Annotated in this window: 12 protein-coding genes; 6 read left to right on the forward strand and 6 right to left on the reverse strand. The window is 42.3% G+C overall.

Features of this window, described 5'->3' with window-relative positions; genetic code table 11:
• Positions 1-128: 128 nt before the first annotated feature.
• From U3A58_RS05160 to U3A58_RS05175, 4 genes are all read left to right on the forward strand, one after another.
• Positions 129-1,511 carry a sigma-54-dependent transcriptional regulator gene (locus U3A58_RS05160; RefSeq protein WP_323822327.1) on the forward strand — a complete coding sequence of 461 codons (1,383 nt, stop codon included), beginning with the start codon at positions 129-131 and terminating at the stop codon, positions 1,509-1,511.
• Entirely contained in the window at positions 1,501-2,844 is a 1,344-nt protein-coding gene (locus U3A58_RS05165) for a sensor histidine kinase (protein WP_323822328.1), read from the forward strand. The genes U3A58_RS05160 and U3A58_RS05165 overlap by 11 nt, the downstream gene beginning before the upstream one ends.
• Positions 2,845-2,932: 88 nt before the next feature.
• A complete protein-coding gene (locus U3A58_RS05170; protein ID WP_323822329.1) occupies positions 2,933-4,459 on the forward strand; it encodes a glycosyltransferase family 39 protein in 1,527 nt (508 codons plus the stop codon).
• Positions 4,460-4,638: 179 nt separating this feature from the next.
• The gene (locus U3A58_RS05175) at positions 4,639-5,643 is read left to right on the forward strand and encodes a DHH family phosphoesterase (protein WP_323822330.1); all 1,005 of its coding nucleotides are present in this window, start codon (positions 4,639-4,641) and stop codon (positions 5,641-5,643) included.
• A 200-nt stretch (positions 5,644-5,843) separates the two neighbouring features.
• Here the strand turns inward: U3A58_RS05175 and U3A58_RS05180 are convergent, their stop codons facing one another.
• Positions 5,844-6,641, reverse strand: a complete 798-nt coding sequence (locus U3A58_RS05180; protein WP_323822331.1) for a hypothetical protein — start codon at positions 6,639-6,641, stop codon at positions 5,844-5,846.
• Between the two features lie 670 nt (positions 6,642-7,311).
• Between U3A58_RS05180 and U3A58_RS05185 the strand changes: the two genes are divergently transcribed.
• Positions 7,312-7,485, forward strand: coding sequence for a hypothetical protein (locus tag U3A58_RS05185; RefSeq protein WP_323822332.1), 174 nt, complete (start codon positions 7,312-7,314; stop codon positions 7,483-7,485).
• A gap of 344 nt (positions 7,486-7,829) precedes the next feature.
• Here U3A58_RS05185 and U3A58_RS05190 read toward each other — a convergent pair whose 3' ends face one another.
• The 4 genes from U3A58_RS05190 to U3A58_RS05205 all read right to left on the reverse strand — a co-directional run bounded on the left by U3A58_RS05190 (position 7,830) and on the right by U3A58_RS05205 (position 11,494).
• Positions 7,830-8,465, reverse strand: coding sequence for a GNAT family N-acetyltransferase (locus U3A58_RS05190; protein ID WP_323822333.1), 636 nt, complete (start codon positions 8,463-8,465; stop codon positions 7,830-7,832).
• Between the two features lie 127 nt (positions 8,466-8,592).
• The gene (locus tag U3A58_RS05195; protein WP_323822334.1) at positions 8,593-10,005 is read right to left on the reverse strand and encodes a Gfo/Idh/MocA family protein; all 1,413 of its coding nucleotides are present in this window, start codon (positions 10,003-10,005) and stop codon (positions 8,593-8,595) included.
• 4 nt (positions 10,006-10,009) lie between these two features.
• The gene (locus U3A58_RS05200) at positions 10,010-10,153 is read right to left on the reverse strand and encodes a hypothetical protein (protein WP_323822335.1); all 144 of its coding nucleotides are present in this window, start codon (positions 10,151-10,153) and stop codon (positions 10,010-10,012) included.
• A 300-nt stretch (positions 10,154-10,453) separates the two neighbouring features.
• Entirely contained in the window at positions 10,454-11,494 is a 1,041-nt protein-coding gene (locus tag U3A58_RS05205; RefSeq protein WP_323822336.1) for a glycoside hydrolase family 113, read from the reverse strand.
• Between the two features lie 11 nt (positions 11,495-11,505).
• Here U3A58_RS05205 and U3A58_RS05210 point away from each other — a divergent pair, with 11 nt between their 5' ends.
• A complete protein-coding gene (locus U3A58_RS05210) occupies positions 11,506-11,763 on the forward strand; it encodes a hypothetical protein (protein ID WP_323822337.1) in 258 nt (85 codons plus the stop codon).
• 38 nt (positions 11,764-11,801) lie between these two features.
• On the opposite strand, the gene U3A58_RS05215 is transcribed toward U3A58_RS05210, so the two are convergent.
• Positions 11,802-13,019: a bifunctional alpha/beta hydrolase/OsmC family protein gene (locus U3A58_RS05215; protein ID WP_323822338.1), complete on the reverse strand. Its 1,218-nt coding sequence runs from the start codon at positions 13,017-13,019 to the stop codon at positions 11,802-11,804.
• Positions 13,020-13,023: the final 4 nt, after the last annotated feature.

The following is a 13,023-nucleotide window of genomic DNA, read 5'->3' on the forward strand; positions in this document are numbered from 1 at the left end:
CTTATTCATTATGTCCGATTTCAATATAATACCGTACACTTATGAACACTTTTCTCTCTAAAACCCAGAATATGAGCTTATATTCGGATTGGCATCATTTTCCCCTTTAGAATACCAAACAATTAACCATGGAAACTCAAGATTTAGGCAAGATTCTTATCATCGATGATAATGAAGACTTACTCTTTGCCGCCAAAATGCTTCTGAAAAAGCATGCTAAAGAAGTTATGATCGAAAAAGATCCACGTAGAATTCCTTTTTTGGTCAATAACAATAACTACGATGTCATCCTTTTGGATATGAATTTCCGCGAAGACACCACCTCAGGTAAGGAGGGTTTTCACTGGCTGAAGCAAATCAAAGAGATAGACCCAAAAGCTGTCGTAATCCTGATCACTGCATTTGGTGACGTAGAAATGGCCGTTCAGGCACTAAAAGAAGGCGCGACAGATTTCATTCTCAAGCCTTGGCAAAATGAGAAATTGATCGCGACGCTTTCTGCTGCGATCAGGCTAAAGGAGAGTTACAATGAAGTCGATAAGCTGCAGAAAAAGCAAAAGCAGATGCAGATCGACATGAAAAAGCCCTATACCGACATCATCGGTCAAAGTGCTTCCATGAAAAACATCTTCTCTATCATAGACAAAGTGGCTCAGACGGATGCAAACGTGTTGATTTTAGGAGAAAATGGAACAGGAAAAGAACTTATCGCGCGTGCTATTCACGATCGCTCACTTCGAAAAGATGAAATTTTCGTCGGTGTGGATATGGGTGCAATCACCGAAACATTATTCGAATCGGAGCTTTTTGGTCATAAGAAAGGTGCATTTACAGATGCTAAAGATGATCGCTCAGGTAGATTTGAAATAGCTGATAAAGGCTCTTTGTTTTTGGATGAAATAGGCAACCTATCCCTTCCACTTCAATCAAAACTACTGACAGTGCTACAACGAAGGGAAGTTACCCGTATAGGCACCAACAAGGCGATTCCTGTTGACATCCGCCTGATTTGTGCTACGAACATGCCTATACACGAAAGCACTTCAGAAAATACTTTCCGCCAGGATTTATTATACCGAATCAATACTGTAGAAATTTTCCTTCCTCCACTTCGTGAAAGACAAGATGACATCCCCGTTTTGGCAAACCATTTTCTCAAAAGCTATAGTCAGAAATACCGTAAAAACTTCACTGGATTTACCCCCGCTGGAATGGACCTTTTACAGCATTATGGATGGCCGGGTAATATCCGTGAACTTCAGCATGCCATCGAGCGAGCCATCATCATGGCAGAAGGTGAAGTGTTAGATTCTAGGGATTTCTTCTTTCTCTCTGCTAAGCCTGCTTCGGACAAAGCCCCAGCTTCCGTGACACTCAATCTCGATGATATGGAGCGCACCACCATTCAGAGAGCTATTGACAAAAACGGAGGTAACATCTCAAAAGCAGCTAAGGAGCTTGGCCTGACCAGAGCATCCCTATACAGAAGGCTGGAAAAATATGGACTATAAAGTCGGTTTACTCGGGAGAATCGCCTTTTTGGGTGCTTCTCTCTTTCTTCTTGCCTATGCTATCATCGATAGTTGGGGAGTCTTTATGATCTCCCTTTTTCTCGTTTTGGTAGTTATTCAGATCATTTATTTGCTCCGATATTCCGAAGGTTCCTTCAAAAAAGTGCGCGTCTTCCTGGATAACATCAAGCAGGATAAATACTCACAACTCTATCCGGTCAAATTTGACGGGACAGAGACTGATGACCTTCACATAGAATTCAATGCGATTCTCGCAAAGCTAAAAGAAGATCAAGCTGAGAAAGAAGCCAATTATCAGTATTTCAGATCCGTTTTTAAGCACCTGAGCATAGGCCTGATCACATTTGGGGAAAATGGCGGAATTCAGATTGTGAACACTGCGGCCAAGAGAATTCTCGATGTGGAAGAATTGAAAAACATCGGAGAAATAGAAGGTATAAACAAGGAGTTACACCTAGCCATCAATAACCTGAGGACTGGTGGAAGTGAATTGATTAAAATAGCGCATCCAGACGGAATTATGCAGATTTCGGTTTATGTGATTGAATTGCTGATGCGAGGTGAGAAGTTCAAATTGGTGTCTCTTCAGAATATACAGTCCGAACTGGAGGAAAAAGAAATGGAAGCTTGGCAAAACCTAGTCAAAATCTTGACTCATGAGATCATGAATTCTATTGCACCGATTTCCTCTTTGGCAGGAACAATCCAGGGAGAGATGGAAAGCAAAATAGATAATGTGGAGCAAATAACTCCTTCAGAAATGGAAGATTATCTTTTAGGAATCAGTACCATTGAAAAGCGTAGTCAAGGACTAATCAGCTTCGTTTCTGACTTTAGAAGTTTAGCTCATATTCCTGCACCAAAATTCAGCAGTATTGCTATCGCAAAACTATTCCACCAATTGGAAATATTACTTCAAAACCAACTTGAAGCCAATCAGATTGAACTGATCAAAGAAATCAATCCAAAAGAACTGATTCTTTTCGGAGATCAAACTCAGATTGAGCAGGTGCTGATTAACCTTACCCAAAATGCAATTCAGGCAGTAGAAGACTCAGATGTAAAGCGAATCATTCTTAGGGCATTTATTGACGAGGCAGGCAAGATCATTCTAGAAGTGTCGGACACTGGAAAAGGAATCGACGAGGAGGCACTTTCAAAGATTTTCATCCCATTCTTCACTACCAAATCCAAAGGCTCGGGAATTGGCTTGAGTCTTTCCAAACAGATCATGCGTCGGCACAAAGGGAATATACAGGTTCGCTCCACACAGGGCGAAGGAACCACGTTTAAGTTGATATTTAATGGGTAACCTTATTTGGTAAGTGGTCCGTGACACAGACCACTTACTACTTATTAATAACACACTTCAAAACCATACCCCAGCTTTAAAAATCCCAATGAGTCGACGGAACCTATATTTACTCGGATTCATACTCATCAAATTCGTCCTGCAATACTTGCTTGTTGACTCTGGCTACGACCTGCATAGAGATGAATACCTCCACCTCGAACAGGCACATCATCTGGCTTGGGGTTATATCTCAGTGCCACCTGTTACTTCCTGGTTCTCCTATTTGATTTACCAGCTTGGCAATTCTGAATTTTGGGTCAAGTTCTTTCCTGCACTATTTGGGGCACTTACAATTACTCTGGTTTGGAAATCGATAGAAAAACTTGGCGGAAATTTATACGCACAATCCTTGGCTGCAATTTGCCTGACATTTTCGGCCTTAGCTCGGCTGAATATCCTTTTTCAACCAAATTCATTTGATATATTGGCTTGGACATTTGCGTACTACTCTTTGCTCTGCCATATCCATTCCGGCAAAAACAAATGGCTGTATTGGTTAGGTGTTGGAGTAGGTATTGGCTTTATGAATAAATACAACATCGCATTCCAAGTCTTAGGATTATTGCCTGCTCTGCTGCTGACTTCAGAGCGGAATATTTTCAAAAATCCACATTTGTACGCCGCTTTTGGGCTGGCCTTTTTGATAACCTTACCAAATCTGATCTGGCAAATACAAAACGACTTTCCTGTGCTCTGGCACATGCGAATGCTAAGTCAACATCAGTTGGTACATGTAAATCGCTTCGATTTCCTCACCGCTCAATTCTTCTTCTTTCTCGGATCCATTTTCGTACTGCTTATGGCATTGATTTCATACTTCAAATATCCTCAATTCCACAAGTTTCAAGTTTTCTTTTGGTCCATAATTTTCACGTTGACATTCTTTACCTATTTCCGGGCAAAGGACTACTATGCAATAGGCCTCTACCCTATTCACTTTGTATTTGGAGCAATATATCTTTCACATTTACTTTCCAAAAGTTGGGGCAAGTATGTCAAATCAGCTGCGATGATTATTCCGGTAGGTTTATTTATCCTCGCTGCCCCGATGACATTTCCGGTTGGAGATCCGGAATACCTCAAGGAAGTCCAAAGTCGTCATCCAGACTTCATGGAAAACCGCTGGGAAGACGGGGTGATACACGATTTGCCACAGGATTTTGCGGATATGCTGGGCTGGAAAGAGCTGTCGGAGAAAGTGGATCTCGCGTATTCCAAAGCTCCTGCCGATGAATACACCATCATCATCTGTGACAACTACGGTCAAGCCGGAGCGATCAACTTTTACACCCAAACTAAAGGATTGCAGGCTGTCACTTTGAATGCAGACTATGTCAATTGGATAGACCTAAGTCGGGAAATCAAAAATGTGATTCTGGTGCGTGAAGCGTCAGATGGGATCAGTGATCGGGAAATTTCATTTTTCGAAAAGTCTGAAGAAATAGGAATCATCACTGACCCCAATGCAAGGGAGTATGGAACAATCATCCATTTACTACTCGGCTCCAAAACCGATATTAATGCCATTTTAGAAAGTGAGATTGAAGAGAAAAGAGCGGAGCTGAGGGAGTGAAGGTTTACCTAATAAAAGCTTGCTGAACCCTGGTCTATGTCTCCCAGACCAGAGACCAGGAAATAAAATCCAATATCACCGTTTTTACCTTTTCTCTTTTGTTCCTTTGCGAGCAGAAGAACCTATCACCCGCTAAGTCCTTTTTTGGCTCAAGCTCCATTTTCCAATAAAACCCCTTCATGAATACCTACAAACAAATAGAAGCTGCAATTCAAGCAGCATCAAATATTCTAATTACCGCTCATAAATCTGCCGATGGCGACTCTATAGGCTCTTCTCTGGGTCTATTGCATTTTATAGAAAAACTTGGGAAAAAAGCGCTCATTTGCCATCCTGATAAAGCACCTGATTTTTTGGAATTCCTGGATCTGTCGCCCATCTCCGTGATGGATAAGGAGTCTGAGAAAGTAACCGAAGCATTTATTGAAGCAGATTTGATCTTTTGTCTGGATTATAATTCTACTGATCGGGTAGGCAAAGAAATGCAGTACTTGCTGGAGTCGGCCACCTGCCCCAAAATCATGATCGACCATCATCTTGACCCGCAGAATTTCACATCCATTACGGTCTCCGAAATCTCAGCATCTTCCACAGCTGAGTTGATTGTGGAATTGATAGAGCAATCTGGAAACGGTGCTTTATTGGATGAAAAGATAGGAACTCCCTTATACCTAGGTATCCTCACTGATACGGGAAGCTTTCGGTTCAATTCTGTAAAACCCAAAACCCACGAGGTACTCGCCAAATTGCTTGCTGCAGGTGTTAAACATCACCTGATCCATGAATTGCTGAATGACACGAACACAGTGAGTCGTCTTCGCCTGCAAGGATTTGCGATGAGTGAGAAAATGGAGATTTTGGCTGAAAACGCTGTCGCTATTATTTCACTGACTAAGGAGGAGTTGGCAAAGTATCAATACCAGAAAGGTGATACAGATAGTCTAGCCAATCTTGCTTTATCCATCAAAGGAATGAAAGTGGCTATTGTGCTTTCGGAGCGGGATAGCATTATTAAGATTTCTTTTCGCTCAAAGGGAAAAGATCACCCGGTAAATGGCTTGGCGGCAAAGCATTTCGATGGAGGTGGACATGCAAATGCATCCGGGGGAATGAGTGCACTCTTCATGCCGGAAACCATGGATAAACTCAAAGCTCTTGTTCCAGAGTTCTTTCCTGTTCAGTGATTTTATTAAAGCTTTGGTATTCCTGGTCTTTGAAATCAAACTACACAGAATATAATTCATCCATAAAACCTTCAAGGTAAAAGAAAGACCTCGTAGGTTATACCGCCTCCTCCGTGGCCACAGTGGTAAAAAAATCACAAAAAACTCCGTGCGACTTGAATCACACGGAGTTTTAGATTAGATGGTTTTTTGCTCTCTTTTTAGTCTTTCAGAGTTACTGTTCTGCTTACCTCATTGAATCCACCCGGGATCAAATTTCCACTCGCATCCAACAATTCTAATTTAATAGTGGCTTCGCCCTTTGGGAGACCTTTGATGATGTATGGAGCCCACTCGGTGATCATAAACTCCTGACCGTTTATAGTTGCTCTTACTTTATTTCCTGTTTCAGTAAGGGTAGTATTCAATAAGAAGAAATCAAGCATTAAGTTCTCAGTATCCGCTCCACTATATTCACCCTTTGGTCGGCTATAGATCATAGTAGGCTGATCCAAATCCACATTCATATCATCTCCGGCATTACCTACCACAATTTTCTTAGCAATAAACGATTGGTTGTTTTTCACTGATTCATGGTATGATCTACTTAGAAAAGCAATTAAATAATGTGTTCCTTCCGTTACTTCCTTTTTGAAAGTAGGCTCATAGTGCGCTGAATAGGGGTCATTATCCAAAATAAAGTGGATATGCTGACCATTGCCTGAATTGGCAAGCGTAGATGCCACACCATTTTTTTCAGTTTGTCCTCCTAATTCATAATTCTCCACTTCAAATGCAAAATCTATTTCGCCAGCTTTCGCTATGCTTGTATTGCTTGGCTTGCTTAATGTCAGAGTGGAACTAGAATAAGCTGGAGAATCCTCAAATTTTTCAATAGTAATAGATTCAGGAGAAGTTGACTCCATGTCCACTACCTCTTCATTTTCTGTTTTTTTCGGTTGGCAGCTTACCGCTATCAATAATGCCACAGCAGCTGTACTTAATATTCTTACATTCATAATTCTCAGTTTTGTTGTATGTGATTTACACTATAAAGGCCTCAAACGCCATTCCATCGCTACCCAGAATGAATTTCGAACTCAAAGTTATTCATCTAAGAGTGCAATTTAAACAATACTGCTTTTGATTTCCTGATAACTTACCTCTAAAAAGCCCCAGAGCCTTATTAAGAACTAATTTTAAGCGTTTCTGATCATGCAGCTAATTTTAGTTCCTATAGATTTATCTGCAACTCAAGGCCTTGCTGAGCTAAAATGTGATTGTATATATTGATTAATGTGTGTCTTATTGCCCTGAAATGAGGAAATCCATCCCCCGAACCAAAAGATGCAATTGCGTTTACGTTCATCTAAATAAATAATCGCCGCATAAATTATTTTAAACTTGCACGGCATCATTGGTACTTTCAATTTTTGACAATTAGAAAATAGCATCAAAAATTTGCGTATGAATTACGATCTTAGAGTGGACAGTTAAAGACACACTTTTGAAAAATACAATGTACAGCAAGGTTGCCAGTCCCCTTATCCCGCTTCTACAGATGCAGGAAAACACGGAATAGAATAAATTTACTTAAAATATCACTAAACTATGTCCTATTTCCCCTCGGTTGGTGAGCTTGGCTAACCTACACGGCGGTTAATCGACTTGCAAAAAAACTCATCGCATATGAAAGCTGCAATCCGAAGATCTTACGGAAGTCCTGAAGTAATTAAAGTTGAGAACACCGAACGTCCAGTCCCCAAGGATAATGAGCTTTTATTGCGTGTACATGCTACGACGGTGAATCGGACGGATTGTGCCAATCTAACGGGCAAACCCTTTATTATGCATTTTTTTTAGGATTATTTCAGCGAAGAGCCCGGATCGTGGGAGGGGTCAAGACGCCTCCCCTGCAAACTGGCCCAAGTCTAAATTCTTTCACCGAAAGAATTTTTAACGGCTTGTCCTCCGCCCGCATACCAACCGCACCCTCGTGCTTCGTCCTCCCAGCGCGCCCTAAGAACAAGCATATCTGCTGTTGCGGTGTATGCTGGGATATAATCATCCCCCTGTGTGTCGTCCACTCGTCATGGGTATTTCATCTGTTTATAATTGTTTTTCAAAGGTCATAACCTGTCCCGTGACGAAGGAAACGGGATAGCCTGTCCCGTCCGCCGCGGCGGATCGGGAGAATCTCGCATGGATTATAAATCATCCGGCAGTGTGTCGCTTTGAGTCATGCTCGATTTCCACCAATGATATACATACATTTTTTCAAAGAGTTTGTATTCAAGTGAATCGTACAATTTGCAGGCAGGTGAATTGGCTTCTTGGGTGCTTACGGTAATGGTTTTTGCCCCAAATAAGAATGCTTTTACTTCTGCTGCTTTCATCAGCTTTTTGCCCCAGCCTAGGCCGCGGCTTCCTTGGGCAACGGCAATTAGGCCAATGCTGGCACTATTCCCCTCCAAGCAATAAGTAACCATTCCTTGGAGTGGTTGCGCTTCCAATATAGAGTTAGCATCCAATGCCTTCTTAATCCAAAGTTTATAAAGTTTTTCAAACTCAGACTGTCCCAATCGGGTGTCTATTTTAAATCTGGAATACTCCCCGCTATCCAATGCCAGTTTCAGTAGGCCTTCACACATCTCAGCTCTGTAAGGGACTATACCTGAAGGCATTTCATCAGATACTGAAACCAATTTCTGATAGGTGATTTTAGTATCTACCAGCTGAATTGCCCCATCAGTCACCGTCAAGGGGTTTTCCGAGAAAATGTAAACTAATTGATATTCTTTTGATTGCTCCAAAAAGGCATTTTCGTCCCAATCCCCATCCACATGGATTTTACCAACGGGATAGTGGAAGAGGTTTGAGTCGAAGGAAAGAGGCTTGATTTGAGGTTTCAGAATTGTAGGGTGTGGGTTATTGGTTTATTTGGCAAAGCTACCTGCTTCTAAAAGCAAATCAAACTCTCACACCAGTTGTTCCTCCACCCGAGAGCGTGATATTTACCGGAGCATTGGTTTTCCAGTTTCCGCCCGTAAAATCAGGTACGTCAATAGAATTGGATCTATTGGCTACAGACCATTCACTAAGTGGAGATACACAGCTCCAAAGTGCCGCATCATACACATCCTGATCGAGTGGGAGTCCATTTCTCAAGCAATCGATCAATCTCCAATCCATCATAAAGTCCATGCCACCATGGCCTCCCACTTTCTTGGCAAGCTCTCCCACTTTCTGAATTATCTCTGGGGTGTACTTCGTTTCTAGATCCTTGAATTCCTCGTCTTTCAACCAGCCATGACCTTTGGATACTCTAGGTTCAGGATATTTCTGTGCATATCCTTCAGTTCCACTGACTACATGCAGTCTGGAATAAGGCCTGGGTGAAGACACGTCATGTTGAATCATGATAGTCTTGCCAAGCTTGGTTTTGACTAAGGATGTATTCATATTTCCACGGAAATTTTTCTGGGCATAGGAAGCAAAGAAGTTATCCTGCTCAGCCAATTTCTTAGCTTCAGCATGCATAGCAAAATCATTGGTAGAGGTAGATGTCAGGAAATCCATCTGGTCACCTCTATTAATATTCAAAATCTGACAAATAGGCCCAAGTCCGTGTGTAGCATACAAATTACCATCACGATAATTTTCTTTTAGCCTCCACATATCTTGGTAACCACCATCTTTCTTGAAATTTAAAGCAAGCAAATCATGGATATATGCACCTTCTACATGTAGCACCTCACCGAAATAACCTTCGCGGGCCATTTTCAAGGTCATCAACTCGAAGAAATCGTAGCAGCAATTTTCCAACTGCATACAATGCTTTTTGGTACGCTCCGAAGTCTCCACCAATTGCCAACACTCGTCCACTGTGCGGGCAATAGGCACCTCACAGGCGGCATGCTTTCCTGCTTCCATCGCATAAACTGCCATTGGAGTATGCCATTCCCAAGGTGTAGCGATATAGATCAAGTCCAAATCATCCCGATCCATCATCTCTTTGAAAGCATAGGCATTTCCAGAATAACCATCTGGTTTATGTGGTGTGTCCTTTAGTTGGGCTTTCGCTTTTTCCACTCTTTCTGGAAGCAAATCACAAAGCGCCTTAATCTCCACATTTTCTATTTTACTCAATCGGTCAACAGCCCCAGGACCTCTCATACCAAGTCCTACTATCCCAACCCGGACAGTATCAATTTTGGGAGCAGCAAAACCACTCATATTAAAAGATTGGATTCGATTAATGCCTCTTTTAGCTTGTAGAGGAAGTGACTCGAATTCATTGGCGAGGGTACTGCCCGCTCCGAAAAGTCCCAAACCTAGCAAACTGGTAGATTTCAGAAACTCTCTTCTTTGGTTATTTTTCATATGATTATAATTGATTTTTAAAGGTCATAACCTGTGCAGTGACGAAGGAAACGGGATAGCCTGTCCCGTCCGCCGCGGCGGATCGGGAGTATCTCGCTTGAATAATAATCATCTCACTCTGTGACGCTTGAGTCATGCTCGATTTCATACTGCTTTGCTCTATTGACTTAGCTAATTAAAAAAAAAATAAAGGAAGTGCAGACACCTTACAAATAAAAAAACCGAAAGCTTTTCAACTTTCGGTCAACTCCAAGTAGTATTTGGGACTACCTAATTCTAATGTGATAAGCAAGGATTACGATTCTTCCATTAGATAGTAGGCATAAAACTTAGGGTGATTTGCACTATTCAGCAAACTTTAAAGGAAGGACTGTTTGGATTCTTCGGTGCGAAGGTATGGCTTATGCCTTTCCCAAAATATGACATAGATCAAATAATCTACTGATCATCAGTCAGCCAAAAAATAGTTCTGCATCACCTGCTGTGCCATTTTTCCCTGCGGGGTAAAATCTGGTTCACGATGCTTCCCGTCTGGATACCATTTCCAGAAAAACACGCCAGCCATCCAGTTCTTTTGCCAAGCTGTTTCAAAAAAAGCCTCATAACAAAGCGCCTGCATTTCTTCAGATAGTTCAGCTTCCTTACGTTCACTTGGCCAAACCCAAGGTTCTTTAGCTGCGTCCACTGTGTTGCAATAGCCAATCTCCGTGAACATTACAGGCTTTTGATAGGCTCGAACCACCTTTTCGATTTTTGGCAAACTCTTTTTCCAGCCAGATTTGAGCTCAGCTAGATCAGGATTGGTTTTGGTAGAAAGTGGGAAATACGCCTGAATACCAATGTAGTCCAGTACGTCCCAAAACTTGACATGCTCAAATTCAGTGAAATTGGCGGCATAAATCAGCTTACCTGAATAGACTTTCCGAACTGATGCAATCACTTTCCGCCAATCCTCTTCTCGTTTCGAGGTCAATTCCAACTCAGTACCCACGCATAGCATCGGGATTTGGTGTTCTTCAGCCATTTTAGCATAATCGAGGATAAATCCCTCGTAATTCTCAAACCAACTCTTCCAATCCTCCTCGCTCTTCATCTCTATTTCTCCCGGCCAGCTCCCACGAACCCAAAGGTGTGGCTTGAGCATATTCATGATACCATGCCGTGCAGATGAATCAAATGTTGCTTTGATTCCAGCGGATGATTCTCCCCACCATTTGTTTTCATTATGGGTGTCCCAGCGGATCTCAGGAGTATTCTTTTCACTTTGCCAGCCAAATGGAGTTTGAGAAAGCGCATCCGCTCCTGTTGATTTCAATGCCTCTAATTCTGGTCCCAAAAGCGGAGAACGACTTCCTACCCAGCATACACCTTTCCATTTTTTGGCAACGGTAATTAAGTCTTCTTGCAAAGGAAAAATAGCCCATAAACATAGCCCTAGAAGTACCAGAACAGAACTCAATAAATAATTTCTCGACCAGTTTTTTTTCATCTGTTTATATTTTGATTTTCAAAGGTCATAACCTGTCCCGTGACGAAGGAAACGGGATGGAATCTCGCATGGTAGATAATCATCCCAGTGTGTGTCGCTTTGGGTCATGCTTGATTTCTCTGTTCTTTTGCCTAGACGCAAAAGAACCAAAAAGTCAAGACGCCAGCAAAGCTTCACCCCGCAGGCCAGCCGCATGGATCGCTGCTGCGACAGCCTTACGCGCCCTAAGAACAAGCATATCTGCTGTTGCGGTGTATGCTGGGATATAATCATCCCCCTGTGTGTGACGCTTGCGATATGTTCGGTATTATTTCGCCAACATGGTATGAATAATGATCTCCTCCTGAAGCGTACGATGCACCGGGCATTTATTGGAAATTTCTAATAGTTTCTTTCTTTGCTCTGAGTCCAGTTCGCCTTCGATTTCTATGATTCGGGTAAACTGACTGACTTTTGCAGACTTTTCTTCTGGATGAGTACTATCAGCCATGTGAACACTTTCATGATTGAGAAAAACTGAGACTTGTTCCAAAGGCCATTTTTTTCGCTCTGCATACATTTTTAGCGTCATAGCAGTGCAGCTTCCCAAAGAAGCCATCAGCAAGTCATACGGATTGGGCCCCATGTCATCTCCTCCTACTTCAGCCGGCTCATCAGCGATCAACTGATGATTCGGAGTCATCACCTCGGTGGTGTACTTCTGTCCAGACAGCCGTACGAAAACCTGATTTCCACGTGTATCATTAACTTGATTTTCCTCCTGCACCAACACATACCGCTTGCTCCAGCTTCCTATCAACTCTGCGATGTATTCACTATCCTTGGGATTTGAAACCAAATGATTCGCTCCATCCAGTGAGATGAAGCTTTTTGGGTGAAAAGCAGCGTTGTAAATCTCGGCAGCATTGCTGATGTCCACGATTTCATCCTGAGGAGAATGCATGATAAGGAGAGATTTCCTTAACTTTTTCAAAAAAGTATGCAGGGGTTTTTGTACCAAATCATCGACAAAACTCTTGCTGATATGAAACGGACGACCGCCAATTTTCACTGTCGCACTGCCGCTTTCCTCTATTTCTTCGAGGCTGTTCATAAATAAATTACGGACATGTCCCGGAAATGCGGGCGCAGCAATCGTAACTATAGCTTCTACTTCACTCATCTCAGCTGCTGCATATAACACCGCAGCACCGCCCAGCGAATGACCGATGAGCATTTTGGGAGCTTGATATTCTTGGGCTAGAAAATCGGCGGCATCCAGCAAATCACTCACATTACTGGTAAAAGTTGACTCTGTAAATTCGCCTTCACTCATCCCAAGCCCCGTGAAATCAAAGCTTAAAGCTGCAATTCCATTTTGTGAAAGCGCTGTACAAATTCGGGTGACTGCCGAGAAGTTTTTAGAGCAGGTGAAACAATGTGCAAAAATCGCAAAAAAATGCGGTTCCTGATCAACTGGCAAGTACAAGTGCGCAGCCAGTTCCAGGTCATTTCTATTAGTGAATGTCAGTCGTTTTGGGTTCATGTTG

It is taken from the genome of Algoriphagus persicinus (assembly GCF_035156415.1).
GTDB lineage: Bacteria > Bacteroidota > Bacteroidia > Cytophagales > Cyclobacteriaceae > Algoriphagus > Algoriphagus persicinus.